Origin of the sequence: Haloprofundus sp. MHR1, assembly GCF_005155585.1 — an archaeon.
GTDB lineage: Archaea > Halobacteriota > Halobacteria > Halobacteriales > Haloferacaceae > Haloprofundus > Haloprofundus halophilus.
The window spans coordinates 116,837-134,542 of record NZ_CP039833.1; the positions used below are offsets into that span (position 1 = coordinate 116,837).

Annotated in this window: 18 protein-coding genes and 1 other RNA gene; 9 read left to right on the plus strand and 10 right to left on the minus strand. The window is 66.7% G+C overall.

Annotation, left to right across the window (positions count from 1 at the left end; translation table 11 throughout):
* Window positions 1–46: 46 nt before the first annotated feature.
* Complete coding sequence (locus FCF25_RS00500; protein WP_117594266.1) at window positions 47–649, minus strand: TIGR00296 family protein; 603 nt, start codon at window positions 647–649, stop codon at window positions 47–49.
* 134 nt (window positions 650–783) lie between these two features.
* Here FCF25_RS00500 and rnpB point away from each other — a divergent pair.
* From rnpB to FCF25_RS00525, 5 genes are all read left to right on the plus strand, one after another.
* Window positions 784–1,158: RNase P RNA component (rnpB, locus tag FCF25_RS00505), an RNA gene on the plus strand.
* A 135-nt stretch (window positions 1,159–1,293) separates the two neighbouring features.
* The gene (locus FCF25_RS00510; RefSeq protein ID WP_137046939.1) at window positions 1,294–3,960 is read left to right on the plus strand and encodes a heavy metal translocating P-type ATPase; all 2,667 of its coding nucleotides are present in this window, start codon (window positions 1,294–1,296) and stop codon (window positions 3,958–3,960) included.
* 142 nt (window positions 3,961–4,102) lie between these two features.
* Window positions 4,103–5,152 (plus strand): matrixin family metalloprotease, encoded by a 1,050-nt coding sequence (locus FCF25_RS00515; protein WP_137046940.1) that lies wholly within the window; start codon window positions 4,103–4,105, stop codon window positions 5,150–5,152.
* Window positions 5,153–5,305: 153 nt separating this feature from the next.
* Entirely contained in the window at window positions 5,306–6,202 is an 897-nt protein-coding gene (locus tag FCF25_RS00520) for a hypothetical protein (protein WP_137046941.1), read from the plus strand.
* Between the two features lie 51 nt (window positions 6,203–6,253).
* Window positions 6,254–6,529 (plus strand): hypothetical protein, encoded by a 276-nt coding sequence (locus tag FCF25_RS00525; RefSeq protein WP_137046942.1) that lies wholly within the window; start codon window positions 6,254–6,256, stop codon window positions 6,527–6,529.
* 55 nt (window positions 6,530–6,584) lie between these two features.
* On the opposite strand, the gene FCF25_RS00530 is transcribed toward FCF25_RS00525, so the two are convergent.
* Window positions 6,585–6,791 (minus strand): hypothetical protein, encoded by a 207-nt coding sequence (locus FCF25_RS00530; RefSeq protein ID WP_137046943.1) that lies wholly within the window; start codon window positions 6,789–6,791, stop codon window positions 6,585–6,587.
* A 267-nt stretch (window positions 6,792–7,058) separates the two neighbouring features.
* Between FCF25_RS00530 and FCF25_RS00535 the strand changes: the two genes are divergently transcribed.
* Window positions 7,059–8,300, plus strand: a complete 1,242-nt coding sequence (locus FCF25_RS00535; RefSeq protein WP_137046944.1) for an MBL fold metallo-hydrolase — start codon at window positions 7,059–7,061, stop codon at window positions 8,298–8,300.
* 40 nt (window positions 8,301–8,340) lie between these two features.
* Here the strand turns inward: FCF25_RS00535 and FCF25_RS00540 are convergent, their stop codons facing one another.
* The 4 genes from FCF25_RS00540 to ilvC form a co-directional block, all read right to left on the minus strand.
* Window positions 8,341–8,970 (minus strand): VOC family protein, encoded by a 630-nt coding sequence (locus tag FCF25_RS00540; RefSeq protein ID WP_137046945.1) that lies wholly within the window; start codon window positions 8,968–8,970, stop codon window positions 8,341–8,343.
* A 160-nt stretch (window positions 8,971–9,130) separates the two neighbouring features.
* The gene (locus FCF25_RS00545) at window positions 9,131–9,427 is read right to left on the minus strand and encodes a CPCC family cysteine-rich protein (RefSeq protein ID WP_137046946.1); all 297 of its coding nucleotides are present in this window, start codon (window positions 9,425–9,427) and stop codon (window positions 9,131–9,133) included.
* A 201-nt stretch (window positions 9,428–9,628) separates the two neighbouring features.
* Window positions 9,629–10,585, minus strand: coding sequence for an oxidoreductase (locus tag FCF25_RS00550; RefSeq protein WP_137046947.1), 957 nt, complete (start codon window positions 10,583–10,585; stop codon window positions 9,629–9,631).
* A 60-nt stretch (window positions 10,586–10,645) separates the two neighbouring features.
* The gene (gene ilvC / locus FCF25_RS00555) at window positions 10,646–11,719 is read right to left on the minus strand and encodes a ketol-acid reductoisomerase (protein WP_137046948.1); all 1,074 of its coding nucleotides are present in this window, start codon (window positions 11,717–11,719) and stop codon (window positions 10,646–10,648) included.
* A 140-nt stretch (window positions 11,720–11,859) separates the two neighbouring features.
* Here ilvC and FCF25_RS00560 point away from each other — a divergent pair, with 140 nt between their 5' ends.
* Entirely contained in the window at window positions 11,860–12,276 is a 417-nt protein-coding gene (locus FCF25_RS00560) for a hypothetical protein (protein WP_137046949.1), read from the plus strand.
* A 4-nt stretch (window positions 12,277–12,280) separates the two neighbouring features.
* On the opposite strand, the gene FCF25_RS00565 is transcribed toward FCF25_RS00560, so the two are convergent.
* The 4 genes from FCF25_RS00565 to FCF25_RS00580 all read right to left on the minus strand — a co-directional run bounded on the left by FCF25_RS00565 (window position 12,281) and on the right by FCF25_RS00580 (window position 16,249).
* Entirely contained in the window at window positions 12,281–12,586 is a 306-nt protein-coding gene (locus tag FCF25_RS00565; protein WP_137046950.1) for a DUF6360 family protein, read from the minus strand.
* A gap of 124 nt (window positions 12,587–12,710) precedes the next feature.
* A complete protein-coding gene (locus FCF25_RS00570; protein ID WP_137046951.1) occupies window positions 12,711–13,541 on the minus strand; it encodes a class I SAM-dependent methyltransferase in 831 nt (276 codons plus the stop codon).
* A gap of 535 nt (window positions 13,542–14,076) precedes the next feature.
* Window positions 14,077–15,843 (minus strand): nitrite/sulfite reductase, encoded by a 1,767-nt coding sequence (locus FCF25_RS00575; protein ID WP_137046952.1) that lies wholly within the window; start codon window positions 15,841–15,843, stop codon window positions 14,077–14,079.
* Between the two features lie 88 nt (window positions 15,844–15,931).
* Window positions 15,932–16,249 carry a hypothetical protein gene (locus FCF25_RS00580; protein ID WP_137046953.1) on the minus strand — a complete coding sequence of 106 codons (318 nt, stop codon included), beginning with the start codon at window positions 16,247–16,249 and terminating at the stop codon, window positions 15,932–15,934.
* A gap of 303 nt (window positions 16,250–16,552) precedes the next feature.
* Between FCF25_RS00580 and FCF25_RS00585 the strand changes: the two genes are divergently transcribed.
* Both FCF25_RS00585 and FCF25_RS00590 read left to right on the plus strand, forming a co-directional pair.
* On the plus strand, window positions 16,553–16,783 hold the full coding sequence (locus tag FCF25_RS00585; RefSeq protein WP_137046954.1) for a hypothetical protein: 231 nt from the start codon (window positions 16,553–16,555) through the stop codon (window positions 16,781–16,783).
* A gap of 216 nt (window positions 16,784–16,999) precedes the next feature.
* Window positions 17,000–17,686: a hypothetical protein gene (locus FCF25_RS00590; protein WP_137046955.1), complete on the plus strand. Its 687-nt coding sequence runs from the start codon at window positions 17,000–17,002 to the stop codon at window positions 17,684–17,686.
* The last annotated feature ends 20 nt before the right edge of the window (window positions 17,687–17,706 follow it).

Here is a 17,706-nt window from a genome sequence, read left to right on the forward strand (position 1 = left end):
TGGCTGTGGCTGGGTCGTAGCGATTCGAAAAATCGGAATCGGCGAATTACAGTTCCTGGACGCTGCCGCCGTCGGACCGCTCGCGGAACACTTGGCCCTCGAAGAGCGTCACCATCGTGTCGTCGTCCTTCCAGGCGAACGGCGAGAGCCGCGCCTTCCGGCAGACGCGCGTGAGGTACTCCTCTTTGCTCCAGCCGTTCTCGACGGGAATCGTCGGGTAGAGCCAGCCGTGTTGTCCGCCGCTGTCGACGGCGACCCCGTGGGTACCGAGTTCGAGGTCAGTGAGGGGGTCGTTGGTGAGAATCGTGTTGTTGACGATGCAGACCGAGATGTTCAGATTCGGAAGTTCCGGCGGTTCGACTTCCGAGCCGCACGAGTCGCCCGACGCCGCTTGGATGGCGGCGTCGACGATCGCGTGACCGAGCTGGTCCTTCCCTCGATAGGCTCCCGCACAGCCGCGGAGCTGTCTTCGCCCTCGTGTGGACTGCAACCGGACGAAAGCGCCCGTTCGAGCGTAGAACGCGTCGCGCATGCTTCCCGGTTGCTCTCGTTGACCGTGCAAAACGAACGATTCGACCGATTCCCGAGCGAGTTCGACCGCTCGAGCCCCATCCTCGTAGGAGAGGCGTATGGTCTGCGCCTCGGACATACAACCATTCTGGAGCGCAATTGACTTGAACGCTTCCCTTCACACAAGCTATCAATTTAGCGGATTTTAACGGCTGCATAACGGTGTTGAACCCGACCGAACGACTTATTCGACTCCTGAGAGTAGTTTCGCTCGGCAGAGAGAGCCCGACCACCGTGACCCACGGCGCGCTCGCGCGCCGCCGGGACATGAGGAAAGTCCCCCCACCGTCCGAACAGGTGACCGGGCGCAAGCCCGGAGTCGGAGACGGCTGGCTCTGGAACAGAAACGAGACCCCTCGGTCCGACCGATGACGTGTGCGAATCCGACCGTAAGCGAGGAGAGTTAACCCACGGAGGGTGGACGACCGAGAACGGATGGAACGGCGAAACCTCACCGGTGCAAGTCCGCGCCACGCGGCCGACGCGGCGCGATTCGTGCGTCGCCCGGCCGCACGGTAGTTCGGACGACGGACGCGGACGCTCAGCCGAATGTCGGGACGAACAGAAGGGGGCTTACTCCTCTCAGCCGCTTCTCGCGCCGAGCGACGCGGTCGTCCTCGAACGTGTTATTAACGAGAACCCGCACCAGTAATAGCCTCGGCGTAACTCACCCCCCGATTCTGGTAGTTCGATTAATAAGCGTGGACCGACTACTTCGAGTCGATGACCGATTCACGCCCGAACGACACCGACGACTGTGGGTGTTGCTCGGCGCACGACCGCGAGTCCACGTCGGACTCGGGACCGTCGGAGTGCGGTCACGACCCCGCCCACGACGGCCACGGTCACGACCACGGCTCCGACTCGCCACACCGCCAGGACGCGACTCCTGCGGCCCGGGGCGGTACCGACGACGAGACGCATCTCCGCCTCTCGGTCCCCGAGATGGACTGCCCCTCCTGCGCCGGTAAGGTCGAGCGGAGCGTCGAGACGCTCGACGGGGTGAGAAACATCGACCCGCAACCGACGACCGGCACGCTGCTCGTCGACTACGACCCCGAACTGACGACCCCCGAGGCGGTCAGAGAGCGCGTCGAATCCGCGGGCTACGCCGTCGAGACCACGGCCCGAGAGACGCTCCTCGTCCCCGAGATGGACTGTCCCTCCTGCGCGGGGAAAGTCGACAACGCGCTGAAATCGACGCCCGGGGTCGTCGCCGTCGAGACGCAACCGACTACCGGTCGCGTCGAGGTGACGTACGACCCCGACCGCGTCTCGCGCGGCGGCCTCGTCGCCGCCGTCGAGTCCGCGGGCTACGCCGTCGAGGAGACGACGGACTCGACGGAGTCCATCTGGCGGAGTCCCCGCGCGCTCAAGACGTGGACCGGGGCGGTCCTGCTTCTCGGCGGCGTCCTCTTCGAGTGGATTCTCCCCGGTCTGGACGCGACGCTGTTCACCTTCGTCTACGAGGTGACCGTCGCGTGGCTGTTCTTCCTCGGTGCGGCGGCCGTCGCCGGGCAGGAGATCGTCCGCAACGGCTACTACTCCGCGAAGAACCGCAGCCTCGACATCGACTTCCTGATGGGGACCGGCGTCGTCGGCGCGATACTCGTCGGGTTACCGTTCGAGGCGGCGACGCTCGCGGTGCTGTTCAGCGTCGCCGAACTGCTCGAACGCTACTCGATGGACCGCGCGCGCAACTCGCTTGAGACGCTGATGGAACTGTCGCCGGACACGGCGACGGTTCTCCGAGACGGCGACGAGACCACCGTCCCCGTCGAGGACGTGGCCGTCGGCGAGACGGTCGTCGTCCGACCGGGCGAGAAGGTGCCGCTCGACGGCACCGTCACCGACGGACAGAGCGCCGTCGACGAGTCGCCCATCACCGGCGAGTCGGTCCCTGTGGACAAGTCCGCGGGCGACGAGGTGTTCGCCGGGAGCATCGCCGCCGAGGGCTATCTGGAGGTGGAGACGACCGCCACCGCCGACGAGTCGACGCTCTCGAAAGTCATCGAGATGGTCGAGGACGCCCAGCGCGGTCAGACCGAAAGCGAGCAGTTCGTCGACCGGTTCGCGGCGTACTACACGCCCGTCGTCGTCGCCGCCGCCATCGTCACGACCGCCGTCTCGCCGTTCGTCTTCGGCGTCGCGTGGACCGAGGCGTTCACCCGCGGGCTGACGCTGCTCGTCATCGCCTGTCCCTGCGCGTTCGTCATCTCGACGCCCGTCTCCGTCGTCTCCGGTATCACGAGCGCCGCGCGGAACGGCGTGCTCATCAAGGGCGGCCAGCACCTCGAAGCGATGGGTCGCGTCCGCGCCGTCGCCTTCGACAAGACCGGTACCCTGACCACGGGCGAGCTCGGCGTCACCGACGTCATCGCGCTCAACGGCAACGACGACACCGAGGTACTCGGCTGCGCCCGCGCCATCGAACAGCGCAGCGAGCACCCCATCGCGACGGCCATCGTCGACCACGCCGAACGCGAAGGGGTCGCCGACCGCGACATCGAGAATTTCGAGTCCATCACCGGCAAAGGCGTGAAAGCCGACCTCGACGGTCGCACCCACTACGCCGGGAAACCCGGTCTGTTCGCCGACCTCGGCTTCGACCTCGAACACGCCCACGTCGAGACGGACGGGGGGGTCGTGAGTGGCGCGAACGAAGCCGAAACCGAGACGAAAGACTGCCACCACGGCACGTATCTCGACCTCGTCAACGAGACGATTCCCCGCCTCCAGTCGGAGGGGAAGACGGTCATCGTCGTCGGCACCGAAGACGAACTGGAGGGCGTCGTCGCCATCGCCGACACCGTCCGCCCCGAGGCCGAGCGCGCCGTCGCGCGACTCCACGAACTCGGCGTCGAGCGCGTCGTGATGCTCACCGGCGACAACGAACGCACCGCCCGCGTCATCGGCGAGCAGGTCGGCGTCGACGACGTCCGCGCGGACCTCCTGCCCGAACAGAAGGTCGAGGCCGTCGAGGCGCTGCGCGAGGAGTTCGAACACGTCGCCATGGTCGGCGACGGCGTCAACGACGCGCCCGCGCTCGCCACCGCCACCGTCGGCATCGCCATGGGCGCGGCCGGCACCGACACCGCGCTCGAAACCGCCGACGTGGCGCTGATGGGCGACGACCTCTCGCGGATGCCGTACCTCTACGACCTCTCGGCGCGCGCCGGGCGCGTCATCCGCCAGAACATCTGGAGTTCGCTCGCCGTCAAAGCCATTCTGGCCGTCGGCGCGCCGCTGGGCGTCGTGCAGGTCATCCACGCCGTCGTCATCGGCGACATGGGGATGAGCCTCGGCGTCACGGGCAACGCGCTCCGACTCGCGAACGTCAGCCCCGAGGACAGCGCGCCCGAGGCGGTCGCCGCCCAGAGCGACGACTGAGACGGGCAGCTCTCCGCTTTCGAGCCGTCTGTTCCGATAGAGCATCCGACGCGACACGGTCCGTGTACCGGTTTTTCGACGTAAGTCTTCGACTACGTGAAGGGTCGCAACGCTCATACGTTCGTCTGTAGCAACTCATCGTATGTCGTCTCGACTGCCGACGCTCGCCGTCGTCGCCCTCCTCCTCGTCGCGGGGTGCCTCGGTTCTCTCGCCGACGGCGGCGGCTCGTCGGACGTGCCGCTTCCGAGCAGTTCGTCGACCTCCACCGACCGAGAGCGAGCGACCGCGAGCACCGGGACCAACCCGTGGGGCGACGACCCCGTCGTCGTCGCCATCGAGAACCGCGACGAACCCGACCGCGAGTTCGCGCCGCTGGTCCGCGAGGCGACGAGTTACTGGGAGCAGAACGGCCGCGAGTACACCGGCTTCGACGTCGCGTACCGCGTCGTCCCCGACGCGGAGGACCCCGACATCGTCGTCGAGTTCGTCGACGAGGTGCCGAACTGTAGCAACGTGACCGGCGCGGCGGGCTGTGCGCCGCGCATCACCGACTCGCGACAGATTCAGCGACCCGAGACCGTCTCGGTCCGAACCGGCCTCTCCGACGCGTCGACGGAACTCGTGTTGCGTCACGAGTTCGGGCACACGCTCGGACTGGGTCACGACGACGAACCGGCGGACGTGATGGCCGCCTCGTCGGTGCTGCACACCGAACCGCAGCCGAACGCCACCGAGCGGGCGTTCCCGTGGGCCGACCCCCACTTCACCGTCTACGCCGACACCGACGACGCGTCCGACCCCGAGGCCGCCCGCGAGCAGATTCGCCACGCCTTCGGCTACTACGAGGAGGGTACCGACGAGAACGTCCCCGGCAACCTGACGTTCGAGTACGTCGACTCGCCCGAGGACGCCGACGTGCGAATCCAGTTCGCCGAGGACTCCGCCTGCGACGACGGCCCCGGGTCGTGCGCGGTGTCGTCTGGGCCGGACCCCGACGGCGACGGCGCGATAGAGGAGTACGAACGGCTCGAAATCACGCTCGTCGAACTCGACAGCGACGCTATCGGCTGGCACGTCGGCACGTGGTTCGCCACGTACGGCCTCGGTGCGGAGAATCCCGCCGACAAACCGGAGCCGTTCCAGGACCCCGACCCCGACTACGACGAAATCCGGAGCGAATGGTGGGAGTGAGTCGGTAGCGGAGTAGCTTCGTTCAGTTCGTCGACGCCGTCCCGCTCGGATTCTCCGTGCTGGTCTCGCTCTTCGCGTCGCTGTTCCTGTTTCTCTCGTGGTGGTGACGACTGTCGTCGATACAATCATTTCACCTCCGGCCGAACGGAAGGCATGGCTCCGCATCCGACGCCCCGGAGTTCGGTCTCGCTTTCGGTTCCGCCATCGGACGGCCCCGACGGCGGTGACGGCCGCCGCGTCGAGTGGCGTGCCGCGCCCGACGGCGAACTCGACCAACTCGCCAAACACGGGTTAGTCGGCCTCGTCGTCGCGTTTCTCTCCCTCGCCGTGGCGCTCGCGACGTTCGCCTCCCTCGACGCCCCGAGCGGCGGCTTCGGACGCGAGTGGCTGCTTTTGATTCTGCTTTTCGTCGGCGGCCCGGCGTCGCTGCTGTATCTGGCGGCGGCCGTCGGCGTCGAGGGGGGCGAGTCGGTGGCGTCGCTGTTTCCGGGCGTCGACACGCTCTCGCTTCCGCGTGTGACGGCGGCGACCCTCGTCGGCGGTGTGATACTTTCGACGACGCTCCTGCACCCGCTGTTGCCCGTCGCCTACGGCGTCGGACTCGTCGCACTGTACGTCGTCGACAGGGCACGGCACACCGAGGGGGGTCTCGACACCGAGTCGGCGACGCTCGCGCGTCCGGTCGCCGACAGCCAACAGCGCCACGATATCTCGTCGCTGTCGGGGTACCGTTCACTTCGTCTCGGCCGATACGTCGTCTGTTGGCTGCGGTACGACGACATGGCGCTCGATGCGCCGCGCGTAGTCGTGTTTCCGGCAGCGTCGTTCCCCGCGATTCGGACCGTTCTCGACGAGATTCGAGCGACGGAGCGCGAGAACGCTGCGTCCGACCCCGCCGTCCGCGTCGCCGCGGGCGGACTGGGACTGCTGTTTCTCGGCGTGGCGGCGTTCGTCGTGCTCGTCGTCGGCAACCCGCGACTCTCCGTCTACGCCGTCTGTATCCTCGGTCTGTTCGCGGCGCTGTTGCTGTTCGCCGCGTGGCGAGCGTGAGCGTCACCCGGCCCGCACAGCGTTTTGTGGCTCGCGCGCGAACGAGAGAACGTGAACCTCGACGAACTCGACGCGGCGCTTCGCCGCGAGTTCACCGGTGCCGAGGCCGAGCGACGCGTGGTCGTCAGGCAGGCCGGTGACCTCGCCGACACCGAGAAGGCCGAGACCGACAGGGGCGTTCCGCTCACCGTCGACGAGATCGTCGACAATCTCTCGGACGCGCCCGACGAGGGCGTCGCGAGTCGGTGGAACTGGTGGATGGGGGCGCTCGAAGCCGCCTACGGCGGCTACGAACCGTTTCAGGTGCGACGGATTCCGAAGGAGTAGCGCTCGGCGACGTTCGCAAACGCTTCGCGTTTGCTCACTCCCGCCGTCGGCGGACTCAGTCGCGCCGTCCCCGCGAACGCGGCTGCTCGGGGACGAGCGTCAGTCCGGGGGCTTCTATCAGCGCCAGATAGCCGTGGGCGTCGATGACGTGTCTTCGGAGCGTGTCGACGGAGACGCCGACGAACGACTCTCCGCAGTCGTCGACGGGGCAGAGACCGGTGACCGCAGACGACGCGTCGTCCGCCGACTCTCGGTCACTCACGCACGACACCCCCGACCGACGCTGCAACTCGTTTTTCCATCATTTTTCTGTCTGGTGAGACGCGATACACGGCGGTAACTGCGATTTTAACGTTGTAAACCTTCTGTTGACTGCCCGCCGAAACTGTCCGAACGGCGACCGTTGTTGCGGCCCGCCGTCGCACAGCGGCCGCAGTTCGGTTCACCCGCCGTTCACCCTCCCGCGGAGGTCAGGTCGTTCCCGACCGGAATCGACGGACCCAAACCGTCCTCTCGGCTAGTGGCCCCAGTGAAACTCCAGTTTCTCGGCGGCACGCGCGAGGTTGGTCGCAGCGCCATCCTCGTCGACGACCGTCTCCTCCTCGACTACGGGATGCTGACGGGGAACCCCCCGCAGTTCCCCGTCGGGTCGGTCGACCCCGAGGCCGTCGTCGTCTCCCACGGCCACCTCGACCACGTCGGCGCGATTCCCACGCTCCTGTCGGGCGACGCGCGCCCGCCCATCCACTGGACGCCGCCGACGTACGAGCTGGCGATGACGCTCGCGCGTGACACGCTCAAACTGCACGGCGGAACGTACAGCTGTCCGTTCACCGAGAACGACCTCAAGCGCGTCACCGAGGTCGCCGAGACCCACGGCTACCGCGAGACGTTCGAGGCCGCCGGGTACGAGGTAACCCTCTACAACGCGGGTCACATCCCCGGCAGCGCGCACGTCCTCGTGGACGACGGCGAGACGCGGTTGTTGTACACGGGCGACTTCCACACCGACTCGGCTCGCGGACAACGCTTGGTGTCGGGCACGACCGCACGGCCCGAAGCCGACGTCGTCGTCTGCGAGAGCACGTACTCGGACGTCGACCACGAACCCCGCGCCGAGGTGGAACGGCGCTTCGTCGAGTCGGTGCGGACGACGCTCTGGGAGGGCGGCACCGTCGTCGTGCCGGCGTTCGCCATCGGGCGCACGCAGGAGCTGATGCTCGTCTGCGCGGCCCACGACATCGACTGCTACGTCGACGGGATGGGTCAGGGCGTCACCCGGATGCTCCGCAGCTACCCCGAGTTCGTCCGCGACGCCGACGCGCTCAAACGGGCGACGTCGAACGCGCGCTTCGTCACCGGGAGAGACGGCCAGCGCAAGCGTATCGCCCGCAAGAACACGGTCGTCATCACCACCTCGGGGATGCTCTCGGGCGGCCCCGCGATGACGTACATCCCCGAGATTCGGACCGACCCGGTGAACAAGATCGCGATGACGGGGTACCAGGTCGAGGGGACGCCCGGCCGCGAACTGCTCGACCGCGGCCGCTGCGAACTGAACGGCGGCGTCGTTCCGGTCGCCGCGCAGGCCGAGGCGTACGACTTCTCCGCGCACGCCGACGCCGACGGCCTCCGCTCGCTTCTGGACGAGTACGGGGGTGCGAGAGTGCTGGTCAACCACGGCGACCGCTGCGAGGCGTTCGCGGCCGAACTCCGCGACGACGGGTTCGAGGCGACAGCGCCGGAGCTCGGCGAGACGGTCCGCGTCTGACTCGCGGAAACGACCGAAAGCGAGTCGGCCGAACTCCGAGTTACAGTCCGCCCGCTCCGGAGCCGGCGTCGGGAAGATTCACTTCTTCGGCGGGCAGGCCGAGCGCTTCGAGCGCTTCCTTCAGGTGCTTCCCTTCGGCGTACTCCGCGCCCTCCTCGACGCGCTTTTTCTGCGCCAGCGCGAGCACCTCGCCGCGGTGTTCGTCGGGAATCTCGAACTTGTCGGTGGAGAGTTCGATGACGAACCCGTTGTGGTCGGTGGTGTACAGCGAGTGGAAGATGCCGCGGTCGAACTCGTTGTAGCGGTGGCCGCGCTCCTCGAGAGCTTGTTTTATCTCCTCGATGCGCTCCGGTTCGAACTGGAAGGCGACGTGGTGGACGCCGCCCAGCGGCGTGCGCTGCGGACCGCGGTTCGACTGCCGCCCCTCCTCGACGAAGAACGTCAGCATCCGGCCGTCGCCCGTGTCGAAGAACAGGTGGGTGACGTGCGGCGCGTCGAGGTTCGGCTGTTTCAGCACCAGCGGCATGCCGAGCACGTCGCGATAGAACGCGACTGTGTCATCGACGTTGCTGCCGACGAAGGTGATGTGGTCGACGCCGGCGGTGTGAAACGGCGCGTCCGGTAAGTCGGCGGTGACTTCGAGCTCTGTCGTCGACTGGTCGTCGTTCATGCTCCTCTCTAGTCGCCGATAACGGAAATACACTCGCTGACGCGAGCGTCACCCGGTTACCCGCGTGTCAGTAGCGGTCGGTTTCGGCGTGTCGGACGGTGAGAGGTAGACGCGGCCGATACCGCCGGACGGGGCGCTTCGTCGGAGCGCCACCGCGCCGTCACTGTATTTCCCGATACGGCCACTCGGGGTCGCGCTGGTCGCGCACCGTCGGGTCTCGTAAGTCCTCGGGGCGCTGCCCGTGTCCCGCCCAGCCGAACCGTCTCACGTTCTGCCACGCGTCGACGAGTGCGTCGGGGTTCTCGCCGCGAGTCACGGTCACCGACTCGAACTGCTCGGGATCGTCGGTCCACGCGCAGATATCACAGGCGTCGTACGACCCGCGTTCGCCCCGGCTCAGCGTCCGAAACCCGCAGCAGGGACAGAACCCTCGCAGTCGAGAGTGCCGTCGAGCCATACCGATTAGTCCACGCCCGAGTATATCAATCTTTGCAGACTTTCGGTGAGATAATCACTATTTTACGACGGTGCGCCGCGGTGGAGAGTGACAATTCGACGTACGTTGTATCCTCGTGGAGTCGGCTCGTGGTGTCGACGGTGGGTGATCTGCACTGCGTTGTCGGCGAGCGATTTCGACCGCGTGGCCCGGCCCGTCCGTTCACTCGCTCGACGCGTCGGCCAGCGCCTCGAAGTCGTACTCGACGCCGGTCAGTTCCTCGGAGACGCTCCAGAGTCGTCCGGCGGCCACCTCGTCGTAGGAGCGCTCGCTCGACTCCTGTACCTCGGGGTGGCCGCGCATGTTCATCAGCCCGCCGGGGCCGACGTAACTTCCGCCGGGAACGTCCTCGGTGGCGGCGTACAGCATCGGCAGCGCCCCCCACTCGGCGGACTGTGCGAAGATGGCGTTGGCGACGCGCATCGCCGTCTTTCTGACTCTGGACCCCTTCGCTTCCGGTCCGCGGTACTGGAGGTTCGTCGCCGCGTAGCCGGGGTGACAGCCGACGCTTCGGACGTTCTCTATCCCCTCGTCGTCCAGTCGCCGCTGGAGTTCGTAGGCGAACAGCAGGTTCGCCAGTTTGCTCTGTGCGTACGCGCCCCACTCGTCGTACGACTCCTCGCTCTGCAGGTCGTCGAAACCGATCTCGCCGCTCTCGTGGACGCCGCTGCTCTGGGTGACGACGCGCACCTCCTCGCCGGTCATCTGGTCGAGCAACAGCCCCGTGAGCGCGAAGTGACCGAGGTGGTTGACGCCGAACTGGGTCTCGAAGCCGTCTTCGGTCTCGCCGCGCGGAATCGCCATCACGCCCGCGTTGTTGCAGAGCACGTCGAGTCGGTCGTGGACGTCCGCGAACGTCTCGGCGAACGTCCGTACCGAGTCGAGGTCGGCCAGGTCGAGTTTCTGGAGTTCGAGCGCGCCGCTGGGTCGGCTCGCGGCGAGTTCGCCTCGGGCCTCCTCGCCCCGTTTCATATCCCGACACGCCATGACGACGTGCGCGCCGCGGTGGGCGAACGCGCGCGTCGCGTGGTATCCCAGGCCGCTGTTCGCGCCGGTGACGACCACCGTCTGTCCGTCGAGTCGCGGCACGTCGGCTGCCGTCCAGTCGTCTCTCGTCATGACTCCACGTACGGTTTCGAGCGCAAAGAACGTTGTAGCGCTGTCGCGTCCTCGGTCGGTTTAGTTGGCGGACTCGTCGAGTTCGTCGGCGTCGCTCGCGTCGGCGTTGTTCGCGTCGGCGTCGCCGGCGTCGTCGAGTTCGTCGAGGCCGAACTCGTCGATGGTCGTCTGCTCGGCCTCGATCATCTCGTGGTCGCGGTACTTCTTGTAGAGGCGCTTCAGTTTCGGGTAGCCCGCCTGCTGCTGGAGCGTCCACTCCGTCGCGAACGAGCCGTCGTCGATGCCGTCCATCTTCTCGCGCATGAACTCCCGGAGCGGTTCGCGGTCGAACTCGTCGATTCCCGCCAACTGACCGTACTGGCTCGTCATCGAGTGCAGCGGCATCTGCTCGACGAGTCCCATCGTCGCCGCCTTCCGGAAGATGTGGCTCAGTTCCTGGGAGAGGTACTGCTCCATCAGGATGGCCTCGGGCGGCGCGCCCGCCTCGCGTTCGACCTCCCACTTGGCGATGAGCGCGTTGGCGATGACCGGGATGAGCCCCTGTTCGGTCAGCAGGTCGAGTTTCGTCTCCGTCTCGAAGTCGCCCTCGATGACGCCCGAGCGCGTCGCGCCGATGCCGTGGGCGACGGCGAGCGCCACGTCGAGCGCCTCTCCCGAGGCGTCCTGTTCGACCGCGAGGAACGCGGGAGCGCCGCGGCCGTCGACGTACAGTTCGCGGACCATCGCGCCGACCATCCGCGGCGCGACCATCACCACGTCCACGTCGTCGGGCGGCGAGATGTACTCGTAGGTGACGTTGTAGCCGGAGGCGAAGTTGAGCACGTCGTCGGATTCCAGATTCGGCTCGATGTGCTCCTCGTAGACCGCGGGGGCGACCTCGTCGGGGACGAGCAGGAAGACGACGCTCGCGACGGAGACGGCCTCGCTCGTCTCGTAGACGGGGAAGCCGTCCTCCTGGGCCTCGTCCCACGAGGCGTCCCTGCGGTTGCCGACGACGATGTCCTCGACGCCCGCGTCGCGGAGGTTCTTCGCCTGCGCCCGTCCCTGGTTCCCGTAGCCGATGATGGCGACGGTGCGCCCGGAGAGCGCGTCGAGGTCGGCGTCCGATTCGTCGTAGACGGTGGAGTCGGCCATGCCTCTCTCTGCGTACGAGTCTCTGAAATAGCTTCGTGCCGACGCTCCCCGACACCTTCCGACATCTTCCGACACCTCGCGACGCCGCCGGCGGACCAGTACGGCCCAAGGACTTTGCCTCGTTTCGTCCTACCCATCCTATGCCACACGCAGGCGACATCGACGAGGACATCTCCGAGGCGGAGCGACAGGCGCTCCACGAGTTTCAGGTCGGTATCGAGTACGTCTACCGAGGGTACGGGGCGCTGCTCGACTTCCACCACCACCTCGGTCACGCGATGGACCGCATGGCCGACGCCGAAGACCACCTGCGCGCGGCGGGCCACGAGGAACTGGCGGACGAACTCCGGGACCGACACCTCCCGTCGGGTGCGCTCGACGACCGCTGGTCGTACGAAATCGTCGGCGACTTCCGTCGGAGCTTCCTGCAGGAGATAACCGACTACGAGGCGACCGTCCGCGACGAACTCGTCGACGGTCTTGACCACGTGACCGAGCGACGGCAACAGACGGAGTGGCGCGAGCGCGCCGAGAGCGACGCGTGGAAGTCGGAGTGAGAACTCAGTCGTCGCTTTCGCCGTCTCCACCGTCGTTCGCCGCCTCGACGCGTCCGGCGTACTTCTCCAACTCTCCGGCGAGCGTTCGCGCCTCGTCGGCGGTGAGCGTCACCCGGTCGGCGTGCGCTGGAAGGTGCTCTAACTGAGTGTTGTCGAGTTCGAGTTCGAGCGTGACGGCGTCGGGGTTCTTTCTCGGCGCGGTGACGTTGAGGACGGCGAACGCCTCCTCCTCGAACTCGTGTCCGTGCGCCTCGCCGTCGAGCATGTCGAACGTCGTGTAGGCGTTGATGCGGAGCAGTCGGTCTGGCATACTCGCCTTTGTATTTGGTCGACAATGGGCGTGACGGGTCGTCGTCGGAGAAGCGACGAACGTCCGACTCGTCGGGTGACTGTTCTCCGAAGGTAACGACGAAAATTAGCCAATAAGGGCGTTTTCACTTCGTCCCAATGCCGATATTCATCCGGGTGGTCAAAACTGCGGGGCCGCTCCCCTTGGAGCGTTCACGGAGTTTGGTGTCCAGATTTTTTTGAACCTCGGATATCTGCTCTTGCGAGAGGTCGGCGACCAACGAGGCGGCGATGGGATTACTGTTAATCACCATGTTCCAGAGATGCATGGCGGACCGGAACTCCGTGTCCCACACGTCGGTGTCGATGCGGATGTCGTTCAGTCCGGCGTCGGCCAACTGCTCACGCAGACTCTCGGGATCTGCCACCTGGAATGGTAGGGGTGGGGGATCCATCGGGAGCCCATCGAAGTCGGGAACGGCCGCTTGCAGAGCCCCCACGAAGAAGGTGAGAAACTCCGCCTCGGTGGGCGGACCAAACGCTAGAATCAACACCCGACCATCTGGCTTTGTGACACGCACCATCTCGCGCAGCCCGCGCTGCATGTTCGGAAACAGTGAAACACCGTTCTGCGATGCGGAGACGTCGAAGGTATCGTCCTCGAGCTCGAGGGCGTGGCCGTCCATAACGTGGGCCGTGACGTTGGACAGACCCTCGTTCTGCGCACGCGCCACGAGCAGTTCCACCATCGCGGGGGAGATGTCCGTCGCCACTACCTCTGCGCCGAGGCGTGCCACTGGGATACTGAGCGCTCCGCTGCCGGCGGCCACGTCCAGAAATCGCATTCCTGGATGAAGGTCAACTCGCTGAAGCACGGTCTCCGCGAAAGAGATGGTAAAAGGAGTGGCGTACTCGTCGAAGCCGGCAGCAATCTCGTCCCAGGCGGCCTCTGTCTCTCGGGTATCCTTAGCGGTCATGGGTATCCCTCACTTTGTCAGACCGGCAGACGGGACTGTGAAATCGCCCTTGAACGCCTCTACCTGTACTACCGTCTGCCGAGTTCACGTGCACTGTCATCGTAAGACCACTCCTAGAGACGCGACGAGAGAGCAAGCCATTTGCCACTAATGATAATTATATAACTTCAACGTCATACAAGGGAGGGGGAGTTTCCTCGGAATCCCCTCTCCGCGAATCGACCCCCTGTCTACAGCACGTGGTTCCTATCAAGGGCTGAGGATTCTGACAGAACCGCCAACGAGTATCTCTACCGCGAGCGAGCGAAACGAGCGAGCGGGCCGAGAAGCGAACGGCGGCGCGCTTTGCGCGCCGAAGTGAGCGACGGGTGTCCTCGTGAACGAAGTGAACGAGGGCTCGTCAGAGCTCCGCTCTGACGGTGCTTTTGGTCCGAGAGCAGACGCTTCGCGTCTGCTAAGCCTTCGCGGTTTCACCGCGAAGAGAGCTTTTGCCGAGCGGACGGCGAAGCCGTCCGCGCAGCGGAAAAGGTGGGTTCTAGTCGTCCGACGTAATCGGCGTCCCGTCGGCCTCCGCGGGCGCGGGGCTGTCGTCCATCTCGTCCTCGTCGGCGTACGGGTACCACGTGAGCTTCGTGTTGTGCATCATCGGGTCCTCGTAGTCGGTCTCCTCGGGTTCGACGAGTTCGGCGAGTTCCTCCTCGTCGAGGCGTTCGACGAACTCGCGGAACGTCTCGCTTCCCTCGCGCCGTTCCTCGAAGTTGGCGAGCAGGTTCCTTATCGCGCCGGGAACCTCGTCGGCGGGGACGCGCTGGCCGACCCAGTCGGCGAACTGCGGATTCTCGCCGAGACCGCCGCCGAGGCCGATGTCGAGCGCCTCGACGGCCTCGCCGTTCTTGCGCGTCTTCATCCCGCGGAGGCTCACGTCCGCGATTTGGGGCTGCGCGCAGGAGGCGGTGCAGCCCGAGAGGTGGATGTGGAAGTCCTCGACGCCCTCGGGGAGGTCGACGTTCTCCTTCAGCCAGCGCGCGTAGCGCACCTGGCGGTTCTTCGTCTCGACGATGGAGAGCGAGCAGAACTCCGTCCCGGTGCAGGCGATGGAGCCGCGCATGAACGGGTGCGGGTCCGGCGAGTAGTTCTCCAGCAACTGCTCGGCGAGCAGGTCGTCGAGTTTCTCCTCGGGCACGTCGGTGACGATGGCGTTCTGGCGCTGCGTCAGGCGAACTTCGCCGGAGCCGTACTCCTCGGCGAGGTCGGCGAGTTCGAGCACGTCGGCCGCGCCCATCCGGCCGACGAGCACGTCCAGTCCGACGTAGTAGTTGCCGTCGTTCTGCTCGTGGACGCCGACGTGGTCGGAGTGACCGCCCGTCGCGTAGCCGGAGTTGTACGAGTACTCCTCGCGGAGGTCCTCGCCCGCAGTGGGTAGCTCCCAGTCGACGTACTCCTCCTGGAGGACGCGACGGAACTTCTCGGGGCCCCACTCGTCCATCAGGAACTTGACGCGGGCGTTGTAGCGGTTCTCTCGGTCGCCGTGGTCGCGGAACAGCGCCGAGATAGCGCCGCCGACCTCACTGGCCTTCTCGGGCGTGACGAACACGTCGAGGCCGCGGGCCAGTCGCGGTTCGTTGCGGGCGAGGCCGCCGCCGACGCGGACGTTGAACCCCTTCCGTCCGCTCTTCGTCGCCGGCTCGAACGCGAGGTCGTTGATGTCGCCTTGCCCGCAGCCTTCGCGGCACCCGGTGACCGACACCTTCCACTTCCGCGGGAGGTTCGTGTGGTCCTCGTGGCCCTTGTACGTCTCGTGGAGGTCCAGTGCGACGGGGAGCGCGTCGACGTGCTCGTGTTTGTCCTTGCCGGCGACGGGACAACCGACGATGTTCCGCCAGGAGTCGCCGCAGGCCTGCTGCGTGGAGAGCCCGTGTTCGTCGAGTTTCTCGAAGATAGCCGGGACGTCCTCGATGCGAATCCAGTGGAGCTGGATGGACTGCCGGGTGGTGAAGTCGGCGTACGCCGCGCCGAACTCGGGGTTGACGCCGGGGCCGCGGGCGAACTCGTCGGCGATCTCGCCGACGGCGCGGACCTGTCCCGGCTCGAGCACGCCGTTGGGCGTCCCGATGCGCATCATGAAGTAGCTCTCCTGGCCGTTTCGCTGGTGGTACAGCCCCCACCACTTGAAGCGCTCGAACCAGGCGTCGCGTTCGTCTTCGGGAATCGACTCCCACCCCTGCTCGGCGAACTCGAACAGATGCTCCCGTATCTCGTTACCGTACACCTCGGACTTCCATCGCTCCACGTCGGTCGGCATTGGAGTTCCCTATCGCCCACACGCCTAAACCACTCGTTGCCCCGTCAACCATCCCCGGTGCTCGCTGAAAGCGGATAATGTTGCCCACTCACGGTCGTCGACTCGCGTTCGACGGCAACAGGCCGTCACGGTCGACAGTTCGCCACTCGCCGTCGACGACGCGGCCGACCGGCAACCAGTCGGTCGTCGTCTTTTCGCCGCAGACGATGCACTGACAGACCGCTCGGAGTTCGACCGTGCGGCCGTCGATTCCGGGTTCGACGAGGTTCTCGACCACCGCGTCGGCGAGGTCGCAGTCGCAGAAAGCGGGGTCGTAGAGGCGCCAGAGCTCTCCGACGCCGACGCGTCGTTGGTCGTCGACGGAGAGCCACGCGCCGTCGTCCTGGATGCGAAGCGAGACGGTCACTATCCGTCGTTCGGCCTTCGGATACCTGTCTACGTCGGTCGATGCAAGCTTCCGACATCCCCACGACGGACGGTGCGCGAACAATCGCGAGACTGCGGCGGGCCAATCCCGTTTCGGCCGTCAGAAATAGCGGCAACCGGTTCCCGTATCGGGGAGTGCTGGCACGGTTTACTACCGAAGACGCCCTTATTCGGTCGACGCTCTCAATGGGTACTGTGACGAATCTCCACGACGACGCGACCCGTCGAGAACACGCGTCCGCCGACGTCGCCCCCGAACTGTACGAGGAGGTCGATGCGGCGGATGAGTGACCCGGCGCACTCCGAGAAGAGGACGCCCGACGCCGACCGCCCGGCCGATGCCGACCGCCCGACCGACGCCGACCGCCCGACCGATGCCGACCGCCCGACCGACGACGACGACGACCACTTCTCGGGTCTCGAAGACGGCGCCGGCTGTACCGAAATCTGGGAACACCTCTCGGAACGCCGAGCGCAGGCGGACGCCCGCCCGGCCGAGAACGCCGACGACTGACTCGAATCCTCCTCAAACTCCCACAATGAGCTGCCGACTCCCAGCGCCCCGTCGTTCTCTGCGCCGCCGACCCCCAGTGCTCCGTCGTTCTCTGCACCGTCGAATCCCAGGGCTCCGCCGACAGCCGCCCGTAGTCGATATCCCGACCTGTCGGTATCGCACCCCGCAGGCCAGAGCACGGGACGCTTTTGACCGACCCCGCCCAACGGACCGTAGATGAGAGACGACCCGACGTCGAACGTGCCGCCCTCGGAGGCCGACCGCACCTCGCCCGTCGGCGAACCGGTCGTCCGCTCGGACCCCGCGGTGACGGGTGAGCGGGCGCGCGAAGCGGTCGGCTTCGACCCCGACGACCCCGAGAGCGTCGCCCACGCCGCCGAGACGGTGCGTCAGTTCGCCGACTCGACGGTCGGCAGCGCGGACAACGTCTACATGCTCCGCGGTGCCGCGGCGTGTGCGGCGCTCGTCCGCGGCGTCGGGTCGTACAAAGCGGCGGCCGAGGAGGCCGGCGGCGACGTTTCCGTCGCGTTCATCCGCAAGTGGGCGCGGGTCCACGACCTCCCGCGGTCGGTTCGTCGTCACGTCGCCCTCGGCCACATCGCGCCCACCGCGGCGAAGCACATCGCTCGCGTCTCCGGCGAGGCGCGGTTCGCGCTCGCGTGGGCGACGCTCGACGGCGACCTCACCGTCCGCGAGGTCCGTCGCCTCGCCAGCGCCGTCAACGACGGCGAGAGCGTCGAGTCCGCCCTCCGCGAGCGCGGAATCGAACTGGGACACATCTCCGTCTCGCTGCCGCCGGAGGCGTACGTCGAACTCCGCCGTCGCGCGTCGCTGTCGGACCGGTCGCCCGACGACGTGCTGAGCGACGCGCTCGTCGCGTACCTCCGCGACGGAGACGAGTAGCCCCCGCAGTTGTAGCCCCG

Coding starts and splice junctions, on each gene's coding strand:
- FCF25_RS00560 (WP_137046949.1), top strand. CDS start 11,860: ATGCCACACGCAGGCGACATCGACGAGGACATCTCCGAGGCGGAGCGA.
- FCF25_RS00585 (WP_137046954.1), top strand. CDS start 16,553: ATGAGTGACCCGGCGCACTCCGAGAAGAGGACGCCCGACGCCGACCGC.
- FCF25_RS00500 (WP_117594266.1), bottom strand. CDS start 649: ATGTCCGAGGCGCAGACCATACGCCTCTCCTACGAGGATGGGGCTCGA.
- FCF25_RS00520 (WP_137046941.1), top strand. CDS start 5,306: ATGGCTCCGCATCCGACGCCCCGGAGTTCGGTCTCGCTTTCGGTTCCG.
- FCF25_RS00550 (WP_137046947.1), bottom strand. CDS start 10,585: ATGACGAGAGACGACTGGACGGCAGCCGACGTGCCGCGACTCGACGGA.
- FCF25_RS00565 (WP_137046950.1), bottom strand. CDS start 12,586: ATGCCAGACCGACTGCTCCGCATCAACGCCTACACGACGTTCGACATG.
- FCF25_RS00515 (WP_137046940.1), top strand. CDS start 4,103: ATGTCGTCTCGACTGCCGACGCTCGCCGTCGTCGCCCTCCTCCTCGTC.
- FCF25_RS00575 (WP_137046952.1), bottom strand. CDS start 15,843: ATGCCGACCGACGTGGAGCGATGGAAGTCCGAGGTGTACGGTAACGAG.
- FCF25_RS00540 (WP_137046945.1), bottom strand. CDS start 8,970: ATGAACGACGACCAGTCGACGACAGAGCTCGAAGTCACCGCCGACTTA.
- FCF25_RS00545 (WP_137046946.1), bottom strand. CDS start 9,427: ATGGCTCGACGGCACTCTCGACTGCGAGGGTTCTGTCCCTGCTGCGGG.
- FCF25_RS00590 (WP_137046955.1), top strand. CDS start 17,000: ATGAGAGACGACCCGACGTCGAACGTGCCGCCCTCGGAGGCCGACCGC.
- FCF25_RS00570 (WP_137046951.1), bottom strand. CDS start 13,541: ATGACCGCTAAGGATACCCGAGAGACAGAGGCCGCCTGGGACGAGATT.
- ilvC (WP_137046948.1), bottom strand. CDS start 11,719: ATGGCCGACTCCACCGTCTACGACGAATCGGACGCCGACCTCGACGCG.
- FCF25_RS00510 (WP_137046939.1), top strand. CDS start 1,294: ATGACCGATTCACGCCCGAACGACACCGACGACTGTGGGTGTTGCTCG.